At 65.9% G+C, this 19,296-nt stretch carries 15 protein-coding genes and 1 pseudogene; 12 read left to right on the top strand and 4 right to left on the bottom strand.

What is annotated here, in order from left to right; all coding sequences use genetic code 11:
• Positions 1–16: 16 nt before the first annotated feature.
• Positions 17–1,186: pseudogene (locus tag ABD733_RS15025) on the bottom strand (IS3 family transposase).
• Between the two features lie 265 nt (positions 1,187–1,451).
• Between ABD733_RS15025 and ABD733_RS15020 the strand changes: the two are divergent.
• Complete coding sequence (locus tag ABD733_RS15020; protein ID WP_344797662.1) at positions 1,452–2,294, top strand: class II fructose-bisphosphate aldolase; 843 nt, start codon at positions 1,452–1,454, stop codon at positions 2,292–2,294.
• Between the two features lie 112 nt (positions 2,295–2,406).
• Here ABD733_RS15020 and ABD733_RS15015 read toward each other — a convergent pair whose 3' ends face one another.
• Positions 2,407–3,120, bottom strand: coding sequence for a FadR/GntR family transcriptional regulator (locus ABD733_RS15015; protein ID WP_344797660.1), 714 nt, complete (start codon positions 3,118–3,120; stop codon positions 2,407–2,409).
• 114 nt (positions 3,121–3,234) lie between these two features.
• Between ABD733_RS15015 and ABD733_RS15010 the strand changes: the two genes are divergently transcribed.
• The 10 genes from ABD733_RS15010 to glpX all read left to right on the top strand — a co-directional run bounded on the left by ABD733_RS15010 (position 3,235) and on the right by glpX (position 13,657).
• Positions 3,235–4,146, top strand: coding sequence for an NAD(P)-dependent oxidoreductase (locus ABD733_RS15010; RefSeq protein WP_344797658.1), 912 nt, complete (start codon positions 3,235–3,237; stop codon positions 4,144–4,146).
• A 45-nt stretch (positions 4,147–4,191) separates the two neighbouring features.
• Positions 4,192–4,926, top strand: coding sequence for an aspartate/glutamate racemase family protein (locus tag ABD733_RS15005; RefSeq protein WP_344797656.1), 735 nt, complete (start codon positions 4,192–4,194; stop codon positions 4,924–4,926).
• Between the two features lie 7 nt (positions 4,927–4,933).
• Positions 4,934–6,397: a four-carbon acid sugar kinase family protein gene (locus ABD733_RS15000; RefSeq protein WP_344797654.1), complete on the top strand. Its 1,464-nt coding sequence runs from the start codon at positions 4,934–4,936 to the stop codon at positions 6,395–6,397.
• Positions 6,398–6,476: 79 nt separating this feature from the next.
• A complete protein-coding gene (locus ABD733_RS14995; RefSeq protein WP_344797652.1) occupies positions 6,477–7,442 on the top strand; it encodes a sugar-binding protein in 966 nt (321 codons plus the stop codon).
• A gap of 65 nt (positions 7,443–7,507) precedes the next feature.
• Positions 7,508–9,022: a sugar ABC transporter ATP-binding protein gene (locus ABD733_RS14990; protein ID WP_344797650.1), complete on the top strand. Its 1,515-nt coding sequence runs from the start codon at positions 7,508–7,510 to the stop codon at positions 9,020–9,022.
• A complete protein-coding gene (locus ABD733_RS14985; protein WP_344797648.1) occupies positions 9,019–10,062 on the top strand; it encodes an ABC transporter permease in 1,044 nt (347 codons plus the stop codon). Before ABD733_RS14990 ends, ABD733_RS14985 begins: the two co-directional genes overlap by 4 nt.
• Before the next feature lie 86 nt (positions 10,063–10,148).
• On the top strand, positions 10,149–11,027 hold the full coding sequence (locus ABD733_RS14980) for an NAD-dependent epimerase/dehydratase family protein (RefSeq protein ID WP_344797646.1): 879 nt from the start codon (positions 10,149–10,151) through the stop codon (positions 11,025–11,027).
• Positions 11,024–11,428, top strand: coding sequence for a D-ribose pyranase (rbsD, locus tag ABD733_RS14975; RefSeq protein ID WP_344797644.1), 405 nt, complete (start codon positions 11,024–11,026; stop codon positions 11,426–11,428). Before ABD733_RS14980 ends, rbsD begins: the two co-directional genes overlap by 4 nt.
• A 225-nt stretch (positions 11,429–11,653) precedes the next feature.
• Entirely contained in the window at positions 11,654–12,328 is a 675-nt protein-coding gene (locus tag ABD733_RS14970) for an SDR family NAD(P)-dependent oxidoreductase (protein WP_344797642.1), read from the top strand.
• A gap of 330 nt (positions 12,329–12,658) precedes the next feature.
• Positions 12,659–13,657, top strand: coding sequence for a class II fructose-bisphosphatase (gene glpX, locus ABD733_RS14965; RefSeq protein ID WP_344797640.1), 999 nt, complete (start codon positions 12,659–12,661; stop codon positions 13,655–13,657).
• A gap of 487 nt (positions 13,658–14,144) precedes the next feature.
• Here the strand turns inward: glpX and ABD733_RS14960 are convergent, their stop codons facing one another.
• Complete coding sequence (locus ABD733_RS14960) at positions 14,145–15,773, bottom strand: CDP-glycerol glycerophosphotransferase family protein (RefSeq protein ID WP_344797638.1); 1,629 nt, start codon at positions 15,771–15,773, stop codon at positions 14,145–14,147.
• Positions 15,774–16,070: 297 nt separating this feature from the next.
• Between ABD733_RS14960 and ABD733_RS14955 the strand changes: the two genes are divergently transcribed.
• Entirely contained in the window at positions 16,071–17,726 is a 1,656-nt protein-coding gene (locus ABD733_RS14955) for an alkaline phosphatase family protein (RefSeq protein ID WP_344797636.1), read from the top strand.
• A gap of 15 nt (positions 17,727–17,741) precedes the next feature.
• Here ABD733_RS14955 and ABD733_RS14950 read toward each other — a convergent pair whose 3' ends face one another.
• Positions 17,742–19,112, bottom strand: a complete 1,371-nt coding sequence (locus ABD733_RS14950) for a hypothetical protein (protein WP_344797634.1) — start codon at positions 19,110–19,112, stop codon at positions 17,742–17,744.
• Positions 19,113–19,296: the final 184 nt, after the last annotated feature.

Below are 19,296 nucleotides of genomic sequence, written 5' to 3'. Positions count from 1 at the left end.
TAGTTGACTCGGTTTCCTAGGCCGCGCTTGCGGTCTGTGGGTTGATTATTGCTTCGTACTCGACCGGTGCCAGCTTCCCGAGGCCGCGTTGGCGTCGTTTCCGGTGATAGCTGGCCTCGATCCAGGTGATGATCGCCAGCCGCAGCTGCTGTCTTGTGGCCCATTTCCGCCGGTTCAAAACGTTCTTCTGCAGGAGCGCGAAGAACGATTCCATTGCAGCGTTATCGGCGCACGCACCGACCCTTCCCATCGAGCCGAGCAGGCCCGCCTCGCTGAAAGCGCGGACGTATTTCTTGGACCGGAACTGGCTGCCCCGGTCGGAGTGAACCACGGTGCCGGCCGGGCTCCGGCGGTCGACAGCCATCCGAAGCGCGTTGACAGCGAGGGACGCTTTCATCCGGTGGTCAATCGAGTAACCCACGATCCGACGGGAGCAGGCGTCTTTCACAGCGCACAGGTAGAGCTTGCCCTCGGCCGTCTCGTGCTCGGTGATGTCCGTGAGCCAGAGCCGGTCCACGTCCGGTGCCGTGAACTCCCGTTTGACCCTGTCGTCGTGCACCGGTGGGCCGGCTTTGCGGTTCAGGCCCCGCTTCTTCGAGTGCAGCGACCAGAGCCGCTGCTGGGAGCACAACCGCCAGACACGTCGCTCCGATGTCCGATGGCTGGCGGCCTTCAACTCATCGGCGATGAACCGATACCCAAACGTCGGGTCGTCCTCATGAGCGTCGAGAGCCGCGTTCGTGAGGTGGGCGTCGTCCCAGTCGCGCTGGCTGACCGGGTTGCTCCTCCACCGATAGAACGCCTGCTTCGAGAAGCCGAGCACCCGGCAGGCCACCGTGACGGGGACCCCGTCAGCGGCAAGGTCAGGGGACCTGCGGGTAACTCATTTTGGGAGCTGGGACTGAGCGAAATACGCGGCCGCCCGGCGGAGAATCTCGTTCTCCTGCTCGAGCAGCCGGATCCTTTTCTGCGCCTCTTTCAGGGCCGCTTGCTCAGCCGCCTTTGCAGCTGCGGTCGACGCTGACGCCAGATCGAGTCCCTCGTCGCGGTCGGCTACTCGAAGCCACCGTTGCAGACATGTCTCGGAGATCCCGAAGTCTTTCGCGACTTGTCGATGCGACGCCTCGCCTCGGCGGGCGACCGCGATCACGTCACGCCGGAACTCCGGTGGATAGGCCTTCACCATGATGAACATCCTTCCAGCAGGAGCACATGCTCCTACCGATCGGAGTCAACCGAACCCTCAGCAGTCCCTCGCTTCACTGTCATTGCGAAGCCTCAGAAAGTGCGATGCTCTTGACCTGTGTCTGCTTGCATAGGGACAGTGTGGGACCGATGCCAGCCAGCATGGATGATCTGTCTCCACTGACTGGGCCGTGTGAGGTTCCGGAGTGGGCGTCGCCCACGCAATTACTTGGTTTGCGGATCGCCAACTATTAAGTGAGAGAGCAATGCGGATCAGACTCGACGACCTTGTAGCTTCGCGCCTGGCCGAGGGGGCGGCTGTACCAGCCTTCACCTGCTACGACTTCACGACCGCTCTCGCGGTCGTATCGGCCGCCGAAGAGGTTGGTCAGGGCGTGATTATTCTCATCACGCCAAAGACAGCTTCGATGAAGGAGGGGTTGCGGCTTGTCGCAGCGGTTCGGGCTTTAGCAGATGCCGCGGTGGTCCCCGTGGCTGTGCAGTTGGACCACGCTCCAAACCTTGACCTCATCCTCTCCGCGGTGGCTGCGGGCGCAGATTCGGTTCTTGCAGATGCCTCGGCGGCGCCCTTTGCAGACAATGTGGCCTTTGTGCGCCACGTGCGGTCGGCGACGGATGCGCTCGGCGTCGTCGTGGAGGCGGAGTTGGGAAGCATCGCCGGCGACGAGGACCGTTCGCTGGCAGTCGAGGCCTCTGGCAAAACGGATTCGCTCTTGGTCGCCGAGTTCGTAGCGTCGTCGCACGCACAACTGTTGGCCACCTCGGTGGGAAACGTTCATGGCAGCTACGCGGGCGTGCCGAAGTTGGATTGGCCGCTCATCTCCGATGTCCGAGCAGCGAGCCCCGTGCCGTTGTCCCTTCACGGAGCATCTGGGTTGCCGGATGAGGACTTGCGGCGTGCCCCAGCTGCCGGGCTGGGAAAAATCAATTTCAATACCGAGTTGCGTGCAGCCATCTTTGATGCCGTGGAGGCGCAGCTGAGTGCGTCGAGAGCGACTGGCGACGACATGCTGGCGTACGAACGCGCGTGTCGAGAGGCCGTCCGACAGTTCACCCTCTCGACGCTGGAGAAACTTGCCGGAAGGTGACAACCACTCGTAAACGCCTTCAACTGGCCGGCGCCCATCCAGACTGCGTCCTTTCGATACACGCGTCGCCGGCACAGGGCTAGCGCGAATGGGGCGCTAGCAGCTCAGATATTCAGGAGTTTTCCGATTCGCTGAGGACCAACGCCCGGAGGTCATCCAATGTTTGCGCCATGTGGTTGTCCATCGCGACTCGGGATGCTTCAGGGTCGCCTGATCTGAGGGCTGCCAAAATGAGAGTGTGGTGGTGAATGGCGTGCTCTTGAATTTCGGGGAGCCGGGATGTTTGTTCGCGGCGGGCAGCGAGGATCCGGGAGAGCGGCTCAAGGAGGACGGAGACGAACACATTTCCTGAGGCCTGCAAAATGACCCGGTGAAAATGGAGATCCGCCTCGACGAACAGGCTGACGTCGTTACCCAGATGTGCTTGGCGCATACGGACGATGTCGTATGAGAGCTGTTCGGTCTCGTCACTGGAGATTCGGGCGGCCGCAAGTGCTGCCGAACCGACCTCAAGCATTTTTCGCAGTTCAATGAGTTGGACGGCAGCCGCCCCATCATCGTGCTCCGTGGATGTTGCCCTTAGCACTGCTTCCAAGGAAGTCCAGCGATTGAGCGGATTCACAAAGGTACCTCGACCGCGTTCGACGCGGGCAACTCCGAGTGCCTCGAGAGTCTTTACGGCTTCACGAACTGTGACTCGGCTGACGTCGTGTTGAGCGACCAGATCTTGCTCGCCAGGCAGCGTCGACTCGGGAGGGAATTCTCCCGACGTGATTCGCGCCAGAAGATCATCCGAGACCATCGCGACCAATGATTGACGGCTCATGACGATCCCTTGGTTGAAAGACTTCTAGTTCAATATTAGGGGTCATTCCCGGGAGCGCGAGCGAAAGATACGATGCCACTTGTCCGACATCTGACAAATTCTGGAGACTGCTCGATGACTAGCCATTCCCGCGACACAACTCGCGTTTCTGTTCTGGGACTGGGGGCCATGGGACTTCCCATGGCTACCCGCCTCGGACAGTCCTTTGACGTCCACGGTTTCGACGTGAACGAGAGCAGACGCCTACTCGCGGCAAGGGAGGGTGTGAGTGTGCATGAGTCCGCTCGACTCGCTGCGGCGGAGGCTGATGTCGTGCTGATAGCCGTCCGCAACGAGCAGCAACTGATCGATGTTCTTTTCGGGCCTGTCGGGGTGGTTGACGTGCTGACCTCCGAAGCGGTGGTCGTTCTCACAAGCACCGTCGGGATGGCTGCAATTCCGGAGACAGCAATGCGACTGGACCACCTCGGTATTTCGTTTGTAGACGCTCCTCTCTCTGGAGGCGCTGTCCGAGCCGCAGAAGGTGACTTGCTCATCCTGGTGGGCGGCACGCCTCAGTCGATCGGACTGGCAAGATCCGTCCTTGATTCGCTCTCGTCAACGTTGACCATCGTGGGAGACCGTCCGGGGGACGGCCAGGCATTGAAGACGGTCAATCAGCTCCTCTGCGGAGTTCACATTGCAGCTGCCGCGGAAGCTCTTGCGCTGGCAGATGCATTGGGACTGAAGCGTGAGGCAGCGCTTGAAGCCCTGGAACTGGGGGCCGCCGGGTCGTTCATGCTATCGAACCGGGGGCCACGCATGCTGGCTGCCTACGACGCAAACCCTCCGGAAGTCATGAGTCGCCTAGATATCTTCGTCAAAGATCTGGGGATTGTCGGTACAGCGACCCGGTCTCTCGGACTTGCCGCGCCCGTCTCTGCAGCGGCTGAACAACTTTTTCTGCTTGCCAAAGCCCAAGGTCTCTCTGCTGAAGACGATTCAGCCGTGATCAGAGCGATCGCACCGAAGCTCAATGCGGATTGATCTTTACCCGGGGCTGATTCGTCGACGGACTTGACAAGGGCCTCCTTGAAGGTCAATCATCAGTTGTCTTACGTTTGCCGTCATACCTCAAAGGAGAGTCTCATGGCTCAAAAGGTCGCCATCTTGCACACCAGCTTCGTGTTCGTGTCGGTGGAGCCGGTCATCAACGATCTCATCGCCGAGATGATGCCCGACGCTGAGGTGCTCCACTTCGTTGATTCTGACGTACTGGCGACCGTGGTTCGAGAGCAGGGCATCTCGCAGAAAAGCGAAGACCGCATGGTTCACCTCGCCCAGGCCGCCGAGGCCGCTGGCGCGGACATCATCTTCTCCGCTTGCTCGTCGCTTGGTCCGACCCTTGACGCGGCGGCTCGAGCTGTGGATATCCCTGTGATCAAGATCGATGAGGCTATGGCCATTCGCGCAGCGACTGAGGGCAGCAGGATCGGCGTCCTCGCCACCGTGCCAACGACCCTCGGCCCCACCTCCGACCTCATCGCAGCCAAGGCCCTCGAGCTCGGGCGTGAGGTGAGCATCGAGCAGCGCCTCGCCGCCGGTGCCTTCGATGTCCTGATGGGCGGAGACCGCGAGAAGCACGACGCTCTCGTCATCGAGCAGGCCGTCGCCCTGGCCGGTGAGGTCGACATCATCGTCCTCGCGCAGGCGTCCATGAACCGGCTCGCCGACGTTCTCTCGGAGCGCACAGGCCTCGTCGTCCTGTCGAGCCCGCGAATGGGCGTCGAGTTCCTGGCCGAGCGCGTCTCCGAACTCGCGAAGTAGACCTCCCGTGACAGTCCTTCCGACCTCGCCGAGCGAGCTCCGTGCCGTCTGGCCCGAGCAGCTCGTCCTCCCCGACGCGCGCTCGCGGATCCGCTCCGCCAACGCGTCGTCGCACTCCCGAGTCGTGGTCCTCGACGACGATCCGACCGGCAGCCAGTCCGTGCACGGGGTTCCCGTCCTGACCCGCTGGTCGCGCGCCGATCTCGAGTGGGCCTTCGCCCAGCCGGCCGACGGCTTCTTCATCCTCACGAATACCCGGGGTCTGAACGACGACGAGGCACGAGACACCGTGCTGGCCGTCGAGTCTGCTCTCTCGGAGGTCGCCGCGCAGACGGGACAGGACTACTCCCTGATCGCGCGGAGCGACTCGACGCTGCGTGGCCACTATCCCCTCGAGACCGACGTCCTCATCGAGCGGGCCGCCGCGGCCGGTCGTCCCTACGACGCCCTGCTGCTGGCCCCCGCCTACATCGCCGCCGGCCGCGTGACCGCGGGCGACGTCCACTACGTGCAGGAGGGCGACGCCCTCGTGCCGGTAGCGGAGACGAGCTACGCCCGCGACGCCACGTTCGGCTTCGAGAGCTCCGACATCCGCGACTACGTCGAGGAGCGGACTCGCGGGGGGATCCCGGCGTCGAGCGTGGTGAGCATCGGCCTCGAGGACATCCGGGAAGGCGGTCCGGAGCGCGTCCGCGACATCCTGCTCGGATGCTCCGGCGCCGTGCCCGTCGTCGTCAACGCCCTCGACGCCAGCGACCTCGACATCGTCGCTCTGGGTCTCCTCAGCGCTCAGGAGGCGGGCGCGCGTGTGCTCTGCCGGACCGGCCCGTCGTTCGTGGCCTCTCGCCTCGGGATCGAACCGCGCCGGCCGCTGGGTGTCGACGAGATCTTCCCTCAGGGCGACCGCCCCGGTCACGGCCTCGTCGTGGTCGGATCGCACGTCGAACTCACGACGCGCCAGGTCGCTCGGCTCCGCGCCGACGCCCCCGACCTCGCCGTCGTCGAGGCCTCCGTGCCGCGCCTGCTGGACCCCGTCACGGCCGAGGACGAGCTCGCCTCGTGCGAGAGTCGCATCGCCGACGGGCTCCGCGACGGCGAAGTGCTCCTCGTCACCAGCCGGGAGCAGATCGTCGCGGCGAGCGGCCACGACAGCCTCGTGATCGCGCAGACCGTTTCGAGTGCCCTCGTGAGCCTGACCCGAGCCGCCGTCGCCACCTCGCCCGTTCGCTGGGTCCTCGCCAAGGGAGGAATCACCTCGAGCGACACGGCGACCGAGGGTCTCGGCATCCGCCGGGCGCTCGTCGCCGGCCAGCTGTTCGACGGGATCGTCTCCGTCTGGCTCAACCGCAGCGACGACCAGGACTTTCTGGTCGGTCTTCCCTACATCGTCTTCGCCGGAAACGTCGGCGACGAGGCCTCTCTCTCGGAGGCCGTCACGGTGCTTCGGCGTCCTGCGACGCCGGGCGCCTAACGCACAGCACCATCCCCACCACCACCGGACCCGCCCGCGGGTCCACCCCTGAAATCAGCACGCTTACAAAGGAGTAACAATGCGCAAGATCACTCTGGCCGCCGTCACGGTGTCCGTCGCCCTGATCGCGTTGACCGGCTGCAGCGCCGGCGGAGGTCCGCAGGCAGGCGGGTCGGGCGCCAAGCCCGTCTACGTCTTCCTTCCGAAGTCGCTCAACAACCCCTACTGGGTTGATGCCCGCAAGGGCATGGAGGCGGAAGCCAAGAAACTCGGCGTGACCGCCAAGTTCCTCGGCCCCGAGAACGACGACGCGGCCGCCCAGGTCGCCATCTTCGACTCGGTCCTGGCGACGCACCCCGCGGGGATCGCGATCTCTCCCAACGATCCCGCCAGCGTCACGAGCGACATCGCAGCCGCCCGCGCCGCCGGCATACCGGTGATCGCCTGGGACGGCCCGGTGCCGAAAAGCGAGGTCCTCGGCTACATCGGCACGGACAACGTCGCCGCAGGTGAGCAGGCCGGCGAGGCCTTGGCAAAGTCGGTCGGTAACAAGGGTTCCGTCGCGATCGTCATCGGCAGCCTCAGCGCGGTCAACCTCAACCAGCGGCTCGAGGGCGTCAAGAAGGCCATCGCCAAGCACCCCGACATGAAGATCGTCGCCACGGAGGTCTCGAACGAGTCGATCGCCACGGCCCAGTCGTCGGCCGAGACGATCCTGCAGGCGCACCCCGACCTCGTCGGCTTCGTCGGGATCGGTGGCTCGGACCTGCCGGGCATCGCTGGCGCTCTCAAGTCGGGCGACAAGTGCTCGTCGGTCAAGTCGGTCGGGTTCGACGTCGTCCCCCAGGGCATCGCGGGGATGAAGGGCGGATGCGTGTCGGCTCTCATCTCGCAGAAGCCCTACGGCATGACCGGCCAGGCCCTCAAGATCCTGAACGACATGAACAACAAGAAGTCGTCGCTCAAGAAGGGCTTCAACGTCGACACCGGCGTCGTCACGGTCACGCCGGACACCCTCGCGGACTTCCTCAAGACCGCCCACTAGATCGGCTCGGGCCGCGCCGCTCGAGGGCGGCGCGGCCCGGCTCACCTCCAGACGAGGACTTTTCCATGACCGAAATACCGCTCGTGGCGATGCACGGCATCGTCAAGCGCTACCCAGGAGTCATCGCCCTCAGCGACGTCTCTCTCGCGGTCCGACCCGGCGAGGTGATGGCGCTCGTCGGCGAGAACGGTGCCGGCAAAAGCACCCTCCTCAAGATCCTGGCCGGCGCTCAGCGCGCCGACGAGGGAACCATCGAAGTCGACGGCCGGACGGTCGACATCCAGGTTCCCCGCGACTCCCAGGAGGCCGGCATCGCCGTCATCTATCAGGAGCTCAACCTCGCAAGCGACCTCAGCGTTGCCGAGAACATCTACGTCGGTCGCGAGCCGAAGACCCGCTGGGGCACGGTCGACTTCAAAGCGATGGACCGGGGCTCGAAAGCGCTCCTCGACGGGCTCGGCATCGACTTGAATCCGCGGACGCTCGTCGGCGACCTGAACATCGCGCTCCGACAGATGGTCGAGATTGCCAAGGCGCTCCTCGTAGAGGCGCGCCTGGTCGTCATGGACGAACCCACCTCGTCGCTGACCGAGGAGGAGGTCGATACCCTCCTCACCCTCGTGCGGCGCCTCCGCTCCTCGGGCGTCAGCGTCGTCTACGTGTCGCACCGCATGCGCGAGATCTACGAGATCGCCGACCGGATCACCGTCCTCCGAGACGGTGCCGTCGTCGGCGTCCGAGAAGCCGCCGACACCACCCCGAGCGACATCGTCCAGATGATGGTCGGGCGCGAACTCGAAGACCTCTACGGAACCCGCGAGACCGCCGTCCCCGTCTCGGCCCGACCCGCACTCGAGGTCAAGAACCTAGCCTCCGGGCGCCTCCTGCACGACGTCAGCTTCTCGGTCGATCCCGGCGAGATCGTCGTCCTGGCCGGGCTCATCGGCGCGGGCCGGAGCGACGCCGCCCTCGCCGTCTTCGGAGCCCAGGCCCGCAAGGCTGGTGAGATCCTCCTCGACGGCAAACCGGCCGCGCTCCGGACGCCCTCCGAGGCCATCGACGCGGGCATCGGCTTCGTCCCGGAGGACCGGAAGAACCAGGGCCTGTTCCTCGGGCTCCCCGTCCGCGAGAACATTTCGTCGGCATCGCTGACGTCGATCAGCAGAATGGCTTTCGTCTCGCACCGAAAGGACCGCGCGCTCGCCGGTCACCACGCCGGTCAGCTCAACCTGCGCTCGTCCGCGATCGAGGTCGCCGCCGGAACCCTCAGCGGTGGCAACCAGCAGAAGGTCGTCCTGGCGCGCTGGCTCGCGAAGAAGCCGCGCGTCTTGATCCTCGACGAGCCGACCCGCGGCGTCGACGTCGGCGCCAAAGCCGAGATCTACCACCTGATCCGTGAGGTCGCCGCCGAGGGCGTCGCCGTTCTCGTCATCTCCTCCGAGCTCACGGAGGTGCTCGGCCTCGCCGATCGCATCGTCGTCCTGCGCGAGGGCTACGGCGTGGGCGAGATCGTCGCCGAGGGCGCCACCGAGAAACAGATCATGGCTCTCGCCACCGGCGTAGAGGAGCCGATTTCATGACCATCGAAGGAGACACCGTGAACAACGACACCGCCGTCGTCACCAAGCCCTCGGGCGCGGGCACCGAGAGGTCTGTCCAAACCCCCCTCGAACGGCTACGAGCCGGCGGGCTCCGCGTCGTCCGGGCCCGAGAGTCGACCCTGGCCGCGGTCGTGATCCTGCTCATCATCGCCCTGTCGTTCGCCTCGCCGTACTTCCTCACCTCGGGCAACCTGACCGTGATCGGGCGGCAGATCGCGCTCGCCCTCATCATCAGCACCGGCATGACCTTCGTCATCCTGATCGGAGGCATCGACCTCTCGGTCGGGTCGATCGTGGCGCTGGTGAGCGTGCTCTCGGGCGAGTTCATGGTGACCCTCGGATTCCCGCCGGCTCTCGCGGTCGTGCTCGCCCTCGTGGCGGGCGCGGTGGTCGGTCTGGTCAACGGCATCATCAACGCGTACGTCGGCATCCCCTCGTTCGTCGTGACGCTGGGAATGCTCGCGGTGGCGCGCGGTCTCGCCCTCGGAATCACGAGCGGGTCGACGATCTCCGGGTTCCCCGCAGGATTTTTGAACCTCGGCCAGGGTAACCTCGTCGCAATCCCGATCCCGGTCTGGGTGGCCGCCGTCGTGGCGATCGTCGCGCACATCGTGCTGAGCCGGACCACCTTCGGTCGGCACGTCTTCTTCGTCGGCTCGAACGAGGAGGCCGCGAAGCTCTCCGGCATCCGCGTGCGCCGCGTCAAGATCGCCGTCTTCATGATCTCGGCGACCCTCGCGTCGCTCTCGGGTATTCTCGAGACCGCGCGGCTCAGCGTCGGGCAACCCGCCGCAGGCTCGGGGTACGAACTCCTGGCCATCGGCGCGGCCGTCATCGGCGGTGCCAGCCTCTTCGGCGGCGTGGGCGGAATCCTCGGAACCGCGCTCGGAACGACGCTGCTCCTGCTCATTCAGAACGCCCTCATCCTGCTCGGCATCTCGGCCTACTGGCAGCAGGTCTTCAGCGGTGTCATCATCGTGGCCGCCGTCGCCCTCAACATGTGGCGCAAGCGCCGCTGACCTTCGAGTCATCGACCCTCGATCCATCGACCCTCGATCCATCCCGCGTCGTCCTTCATCGGGCGACACCTACCGAAGGAACAACCATGAAGATCGTCATCACCGGAGCCCACGGCAAGGTCGGCCGCGCCGCCACCCAGGCCCTGCTCGACGCCGGACACGAGGTGCTCGCCGTCGACCTCACGCGCCCGGGCTTCGAGCGCAAGCCCGAAGGATCCGCGGCCTACCAGATGGCCGACCTCACCGACGCGGGGCAGGCCTACGCCGTCGTGCGCGGAGCCGACGTCGTCGTCCACGTGGCCGCGATCCCCGAGCCGACCGGCAACCCGCCGCACGTCGTCTTCCAGACCAACCTGATGTCGACCTTCAACGTGCTCGAGGCGGCCGTCCGCTTCGGGGTCAAGCGTTTCGTCAACATCTCGAGCGAGACCGTCCCCGGTTTCTTCTTCCCTGAGCGCCCGTTCCTGCCCGACTACGCGCCGGTCGACGAGGAGCACCCCGTGCACCCGCAGGATCCCTACGCGCTCTCGAAGACGTTCGGCGAGCAGCTCATGAACGCGGCCGTCGAGCGCTCCGACATCAGCGTGATCTCGCTGCGCCCGAGCTGGGTGCAGAACGAGGGCAACTACGAGCAGAACCTCGGACCGCAGGTGCGCGACGCCAGTGTCCTGAGCCCGAATCTCTGGAGCTACATCGACGTGTACGACCTCGCCGACGCGATCGTTCTCGCGGCCGAGTCGGACCTCCCCGGCCACGAGGTGTTCTATATCGCTTCGCCCGACAACGTCGGCGGACACGACTTCGCAGCCGTCCTCGAGAAGTACTACGGCGACAAGATCGAGCTGCGCCCCCTCGACCGCGTCGACGCCTCCGGCATCTCGTCGGCCAAGGCGCAGCGCGTGCTCGGCTGGACCCCGAAGCGCTCATGGCGCGACTACCTCGACTCCGAGGGTCACGCCCTGTGAGGACGACCACCGGCATCATCCACCCGCAGCTGACGCGGGTGCTCGGGGAGTTCGGCCACACCGACGGTCTCGTGATCGCCGATGCCGGGCTGCCCATCCCGACCGCGGTCGAGCGGGTCGACCTCGCCTTCGTGCCCGGCACGCCGGCCTTCTTCGACGTGCTCGACCGCATCCTGGCCGAGTTCGTCGTCGAGCGGGCCATCGGCTCGGCGGAGATGGCCGACGAGAACCCGGCCATGCTCGCCGGACTGCGTGAGCGACTCCGGGTCGTCGGCGTCGAGCTTGTGCTCGTGCCGCACGCGGAGTTCAAGCGGAACACGCACGACGCCCGCGCGATCGTGCGGACCGGCGAGTACTCGCCCTACTCGAACGTTCTCCTGTATTCGGCAGCACCGTTCTAAGGGACGGAGACGCAGGACGGGTCGGACTTCTCCGCGGTAATTACGCCCGTGCAGAGTCCGACCCGTTCTCCTGAAACGTGATTACAGCGCACTCCCGCGTCTTGGTTGGCTTAGACCGCCGCAACTGTTGGGACTCTCCTACATTGCGTCAGTCGCGAAGTGAGTCACCTTCCGAACCCAATCTGCACGAACTGAACACGTGACCACCAGCTGAAGGAGAAAATTGTGCCGGTTATCGCCATCATCGGAGCCGGACCGGGACTGGGTGCAGCAGTTGCCCGACGATTTGGTCTCCAAGGTTTCACCGTAGCCCTGCTCTCGAGAACTCGATCCAAGCTCGACAGCATGGTCGAAGAACTTGAAGCCATGGGCATAACTGCTCGTGGCTATGTGGCCGACGTTCTTGGTCCCCACGAACTGGAAGCCGCACTCACCCTCGTTGCCAACGAACTCGGAAGCATAACCGTTTTGCAGTACAGCCCACTCCCGGCACGTGAGTATCTGAAGCCGGTCCTGGACCTGACAGTGGAATTGGCATCAGAAGCTCTCCAGTTTTCCCTTCTCGGCTTTGTACTGGCAGCGCGGACTGTCCTGCCAGCAATGCGCGAAGCCGGGCAAGGCAGCATCATCTTGATTAACGGAGGAACATCGGTGAAAGCGCGCCCCGACTTCGCTGGCACTTCGGTCGCCTTCCCGGCTGAAAGCGCTTACGGACTCATGCTCCATGACGCGCTGAGAGACGAGGGCATTCATGTCGCGCAGCTGGTCATTCCCGGAGGCATTCCTAAGCTGCGCCTTGACAATGGTATCGACGATGTCGCCGAACGTATTTGGGCCCTACACGCCGCCGCTGGCCCTTTCCGCACCATGCTGATCCCACTCGAGGACGGTCGAGAATAAAGCTCGGCTGGCGAGCCGAGTCGCCGGTTGTTCTGGAAACGCTTTCGAGAACAGGCACGGGTGCCTGCACGCTAGAGAGGCTCGGCGCTTCAACGGACAGCAAATCCCTGGCACCGATTAAACGGATGGCGGCGAGAGCGCGGGCAAAGTAAACGCATCATCACGCCAGACGCCGGATCTCTGCGCTCCTAAACGGCTTTGCATGTCAACTACTTAGCAGTCGCTCGCGGAGTGTGGTGTGGACGCCCACCACCCACTCATGGCACTTGGCCTACGAAATCCTGGTCCTTCGTCATCGTCAATCGTTCGTCTCGAAAGAAAGCAGACACTATGAGCGGAACCCTGTTCACGCACCCCGACCGGAACCTCGGGATGGAGCTGGTGCGGGCCACGGAGGCCGCCGCGATCCGCGCGGCACCGTGGATCGGGCGCGGCGAGAAGAACCTCGCCGACGGCGCCGCGGTCGACGCGATGCGCAAGTTCCTCGGCACCGTCGACTTCGACGGCGTCGTCGTGATCGGCGAGGGCGAGAAGGACGCCGCCCCGATGCTCTACAACGGCGAGCACGTCGGGACCGGCAACGGCGCCTCGTTCGACATCGCCGTCGACCCGATCGACGGCACCTCGCTGACCGCCACCGGCCGCATGAACGCCGTGTCGGTCATCGCCGTGTCCGACCGCGGCACGATGTACGACCCCAGCGCCGTGTTCTACATGGACAAGATCGTCACCGGCCCCGAGGGCAAGGGCGTCATCGACCTCAGCCGCCCCATCGGCGACAACATCCGCGCGCTGGCCGAGGCCAAGGGCATCCCGGTGGCCGAGATGCAGATCGCCGTGCTCGACCGGCCCCGCCACAAGCAGCTCATCGCCGACATCCGCGCGGCGGGTGCCGGCACCCGGCTCCTCCTCGACGGCGACGTCGCCGGCGGCATCAACGCCGCGCGTCCCGAGTCGCGCATCGACATGTGCGTCGGCGTGGGCGGCACCCCCGAGGGCATCATCACGGCGTGCGCCGTCAAGGCGCTGGGCGGCGTCATCCAGGGCCGTCTCAAGCCGAAAGACGACGCCGAGCGCCAGAAGGCCCTCGACGCGGGCCACGACCTCGACCGGATCCTCGACCAGGACGACCTCGTCACCGGCGACAACACCTACTTCGTCGCGACCGGCGTGACCGACGGCGCTCTCGTGGCGGGCGTCTCCCGCAGCAAGGGCATGATCCGCACCGAGTCGCTGGTGCTCCGTTCGCACTCCGGCACTCGGCGCCGCGTCATCGCCGACCACCTCGAATCGAAGTGGCTCGATGGTGACGACGGGGATGGTTCGTGAAGGTGTGATTCCCGGGGCGGCATCACAGACCGGAGCCGTTCGGAGTGGCCGTTGGACGCGCGCTAGGGTCTCGGGATGACTTCGGACGTACCCCTGAGCGGCGGAGTCGTGTCCTAAGGAGGACTTCTCCCCGCTTCCCCCAGAGCCCGTGACTCACGGAGCCGTGTACGAGACCGATCGGCAGTCGCAGCGGTTTTTTGACATCGTCGGGGGGCACGACCCTCCCAAATTGCGTCGGAGGTCCCATATTTGACTTAATATATATTATCAGCGGTTGATACCGCTCTCAGAGACGTTTCAAACTTCAGGGTTTCTCCCCAGATTTCGTTCCGCTTCCGCTCTTGGCTCGAATGCCCCTGGTTTCTTGAGCGTAAGTCGTACCCGTCCGTACCTCCTCAGCGCCGAGGGTGTCTATGGTCGCGATGGCGACGAAACGCGGCGCCAACGGTTGCGCTTCCCCCGGTCGTCGTCTAGCGGTGGATAGAGCTCACGTCCTCGCCGGCGAGGATCCTGCCCTGGCCAGCCGACGCCAGAAGGGGTCGTCGCTGGCGCAGCGGACCTCGTCGATGCGGGAGAGGCCGAACAGCCGCGTCCACTCGGCACTCCAGTGGGCGGCGGGGCGACGTGCACCCAGGCGTTCAAGGAGCGCCCACGATTTCGAGCCGCCGATCTCGCCCTGACGCACCAGGACGCGGATCCTGGGATCGAGGCTCTTCTGCCACGCCACGAAGGGCGCCCGGCGGGAGTCGGAGACGACCACCGTCACATCGACGGCACCGAGGTCGATCGAAGCCACGGCGGCATCCGTCTGCGCCGGGGCCCAGCTGGTCGGCGGCCCCCCTGCCAGGACCACGACTCTGGGCTTGGCCGACGGGTCTCGGGGGCTGACGGGAGACACGGGGCGCGGGTTGCGGAACACCTCGTCGAGGACGCGCTCGGTGGCGTGGCCGTCCTCGAGGGGCGCGAATGTCGCGCGGGCTTCCTGTGCTCTCTCGTCAGCGACCGGATCGGGCGCCGACAGGATCGACGCGGCGAGCTCCTCGACCGTGGTCGTCACGCGTCCCGGCCACGTGTCGGGCTGGAGGTAGAGACCCCGGTACCCGTCGTAGTCGCCGATGTCGGGCACGAGGAAGTGGATCGGTCGCCCGGTGGTCAGGAAGTCGAAGAAGATGCTCGAGTAGTCGGTGACGAGCTGATCGGTCACGGCGAGTACCGCGTTCGTCGGGATGTCGTTGGGAACGAGCAGGCCCGACTCGACTCGCCCGCGCACCGACTCGTGGACCGCCTGATGCGCTTTCAGCACGACCCGGTAGGCATCGCCGAGGCGCGTCTGGAGCTCGCGCGTCTGCGACAGCACGAGCCGAGCGTCATCGAGGGGGCGCGAGAAGTTCGTGCCCTTCCAGGTCGGGGCGAAGAGCACCAGCTGCCGGTGCTCGGGGTCGATGCCGGCGGCATGCAGGGCCTCGAGAGTGCGTCCCGTCGAGTCCTGGCCCGCGAACTGCGCGTCGACCCGGGGCGAGCCGACCTCCAGGATCCGTCCGTCGTAGAGGCCGTCGAGCGCGTGGGCTCCGAGGTACATCGTCGACGTCATGTAGGGACCCGTCGAGAGGAGATAGTCGGCGTGCAGGAAGTTCCGGAGCACGTTGGCGACCCGCGCGGGCTGGTCGCCGATGTCGAAGCCCATCTTCTTGAGGGGCGTTCCGTGCCACGTGTTCACCACGACCTGACCAGGCCGGCGGCTGAACCAGCGGGGGAACGTCGCGTTGGTGACGAGGTGCCCGGCCGTCGCCACGGCTCTCTCGTACCCGGACGAACCCGGCCGAACGAACCGGACCCGCGGGTCGCCCCGGAAGTCTCGGAGGACGATGTCGCCGTCGTGGCCGGCGCGGAGCGACCAGACGAATGTGAGAGCCGAGAACGCAGGATCGGCGATGAGCGCCCTGAACAGCGCTTCCGGATTGCACAGGGCTCCGTTGCCGTCGAACGACTCGAAGAGGACGAGACCCGGATCGACCGGCCGGCGACGCCAGAACGCCCGGAGCTCGGAGTGCAGAGCCCGCGCGATCGACCGCTCGAGGCCGGGAGCGGCCCGTCGGAGAGCGGTGGCGGCCTTCACACCCCGACCCTACCCGGCTGTCGCCGCAGGATCGTCCGCTCCCGCACCGAGCAGGATGGGCACCGCTCGGCAGATCCTCCGATTTCTTAGCGGCGTCTGTGTCTTCGGCTCCGAGACTCTGTCTCGGCGGCGAAGACCGCGAAGGAGGCACGCAGATGTCCTGGATCGTGATCGGCGCCGCAGCCCTGGTGCTCTGTTCCTTGACTGCGTCCGGGACCCTGCTGGTCCTCGCCGAGACGCAGCGAGAGTCTCTGGAGTCTCTCGACGAATCCGACGGCTTTTAGAAATGCGGATGACGTGAGTTCGCGGCGCTCACCGTCGAGGCTCAGCCGACGAGCATTCCTGGCGGGCACCGCGGTCGGATCGGCCGCCCTGCTCGCCCTTGCCGCATCTCCCGGGGGCCCGTCAGCGGCCGCCCACGACATGGCAGAAGGCGCTGGACGACGTGACGACCATCGTCCCGGTGCGACCACGGCTTTCGACCACGTGGTCGTCCTGATGCTTGAGAACAGGTCGTATGACCATCTGCTCGGCTGGCTCTATCGCGACGAAGATCTCCGGCCAGGACAACACGTGGCCGGTCTGTTCCAGAGTCCTTCGTCCAACACCGCGCCCGATGGAACCGTGGTCGAGGCCTACCGTTACGGGGGGACACGCAGCGAGAGACTGGTCCGGCCCACCACGAATGCCGGCGAGGACCTGCGTCACGCCGATCGTCAACTGTTCGGCAGCGGTCCTGCGCGGGGGCTCCCCCCGATGAGCGGCTTCGTCGCCGACTACATCGACAACTACCGCAGCATTCACGGGCGGGATCCTTCCCCTGAGGCGTACCGGCAGGTCATGGGCGGCTTTCCTTCCGACACGCTCCCGGTGTTGTCGACGCTTGCGCGGTCCTTCGGGGTGTTCGATCACTGGTTCGGGTCCGTGCCTTCCGATACGTTCTGCAACCGATCATTCGTCCACGCCGCCACGTCGCATGGTTACGTCACGAACGCCGGGCACGGCGGATACCGAAAGTGGCTGGACGCTCCGGCCGTCCCGACCCTTTTCAACCGCCTCGAGGATCGGGGGCTCCCGTGGCGGGTGTATTACGACGAGACGCAGGCGGTGTCTTTGACGGGCATCCTCACCGCTCCGTCGCTGGAGGCCTACTGGCAGAGCAATTTCCGGAACATGGCCCAGTTCTCCGCAGACGCGGAGGCCGGCTGTCTGCCGTCTTACTCGTTCATTGAGCCCAGGATGATCTTCAACCGCAACAGCATGCATCCTGCCAGGGCCTCGTCGCCGACGAGAAGCGGCATTCCGGACCCGTCCGGCAGGGCCGTCACCGACATGCTCGCGGGCGAGGCCCTCGTCGCCGAGGTGTATGAGGCGATCCGGACGAGCGCTTCTCCGAACGGTTCCAATGCCGGCAACACGGCCCTCATCATCACGTTCGACGAGAGCGGCGGACTGTTCGATCACGTTCCTCCTCCTGCAGCCCCACCCCCCGGCGATGGGTCGGAACCGGGCGAGTGGGGATTCCTCTTCGACCGCCTCGGCGCCAGAGTGCCGGCGATCATCGTCTCTGCCTGGACTGACGCCGGGTCGGTCATGAACGAGACGCTCGATCACACGGCGATCATCGCGACCGTGTCAGCGAGGCATGGGCTCGCCCCGTTGACTGATCGTGACGCCGCGGCCTCGACCCTCGCCACGGCGATCACCCTGAGCTCTCCGCGGCCTGCTTCTGACTGGCCGGTGCTGCCTGTACCGCGGGTGCCTCGCGCGCCTGTTCCGTCCCGGGCACCGGCCAGGCATCCGCAGACGGCGACCAGCCTCGGGATCCTCGGCCTCGTGCTCGCCCGGTTCGAGCCGGGCGAGCCGCTTCCGACGTCCACGTCGGCGGCGTTCGACACGTTGATCGATCGCGGAACGGGGCTCTTCGGGACCCGAGACCTCGAGCGGCTCTGAGGCAGCCCTCCACCGTCATCGAGGCGCTACAGGTACCGGCATCGACGCACGAGTACTCGGGTCGGCTTTCCGGACGGGCCCCGGAGCCAAGCGGGAAGTCAGCCGCCCGCAGTCGATCGTGATCTTCCAATTCGGGTGCGGCGGCGACAGCAGGACCACCGGAGTCGTCACAGCCCGCCCGCTGCAGGACCTCTCGGCGGCCATGACCTGCGGCGCGAACTCCGGCCCGCTCGAGCGCCTGGTGGCAGAGGGGACGAAGGACACGAGCGCACACACGAGAAGGACGAGTCCGACGACGGCGCGGGGCGCCAACGTGCGCCGTACTCGCGCATCGTCGGAGCGGGCAGGGCCCGGCGACCTCCGGTGGACCCCGAGGGCGATCACCAGGATCGCGAGCAGCTCCATCGACGGTACGACGCCGTATCTGCTCAGCCAGGGAGTCGCCAGCCGCGCCCTCGTCATCGACGCGTACTCGTAGTACGGTCCCGGGTTGGTCTTCACGGCCACGACCCACAAGACCAGAGAGGAAACCAGGAGCGTCGTCACCATCCAGCGCTGATCGCGCGTCCCGAATCGAAAGACCCAGACCGCGGCAAGTACGACGGGGAGGAGCGCAGCGACCGGCGCAGCAGGGCCGAATCGGACGAGCGCCCAGCCGATGACATGGCTGTTGCCGCTCCAGATCGTCATGGCACTGTTGATGGCGTAGCCGTACACGGTCGAGGCTGGCCTGTTCGCGACGGCGCCGCTATGACCGCGGGGAGCAGTGAGAGACGCAGCAATCTGAAAGACGCCGCCCACGAGAATTGCGACACGGACAGGGAGACGGGCTCCGGTCCGCCAGCGGAGCACCATCAGCGGAACGAATGCGAGCATCTGCACCTCCGTCAGCGCCCCGAGGAACGCGATGATCGTCAGCAGAGCCGTGCCGCGTCCCGACCGCGAGCGGTAGAGGATCAGCCAGGGGGCGAGCCAGAGGAAGTACCAGTGCAGGTTCGCGGCATTGCCGAGGACCTCACGAGGCGCCAGCGGGGCGAGGACGGTGACCGCTGCGAGGCCCGCTCGGACGAGCCACGACTCCGTCACGACCCGAGAGCAGACGAAGACCGCCGCGGCCACGATCCCCACGACGACGCAGGAGGCGGCCGAGATGGCGTGCGCCCACTGCGGGATGGGAACGAACGTCACTGTGAGCGCCGCGAGGATCCGAGGAACCGTGTGCAGGTATCCCGCATAGATCTGCCAGGCGGGAGCGAATGGCCCGTGCCGGACGACGTCGCCGAGGAAGTTCCGACTGTCCTCGGCCCAGAGAGTCGCACTCGTCGTCGCCGGGAGACGCAGCCAGGACACGAACGCGCCGATCACGACGATGAGGGGAACTACCACGAACTGAATGTCTGCCCGTGCGGCGGGGAGCGTTCTCGCTCCCGCGGCCTGCCGGCGGTCCTGAGGCAGCTGCGCCCTCAGCGTCGGCACGAGTCCACCGACCACCCGCACGCCGATCCCTCGTCCATTCCCCGAGTACAACCGCCACCGGCACAGAAACGGCCCAGAACGTCGAAGACCCGAA

This window comes from Frondihabitans peucedani, from assembly GCF_039537585.1.
Lineage (GTDB): Bacteria > Actinomycetota > Actinomycetes > Actinomycetales > Microbacteriaceae > Frondihabitans > Frondihabitans peucedani.
Note: the sequence above shows the minus strand (reverse complement) of the source record. Positions and strands in the feature narration are given on the sequence as shown.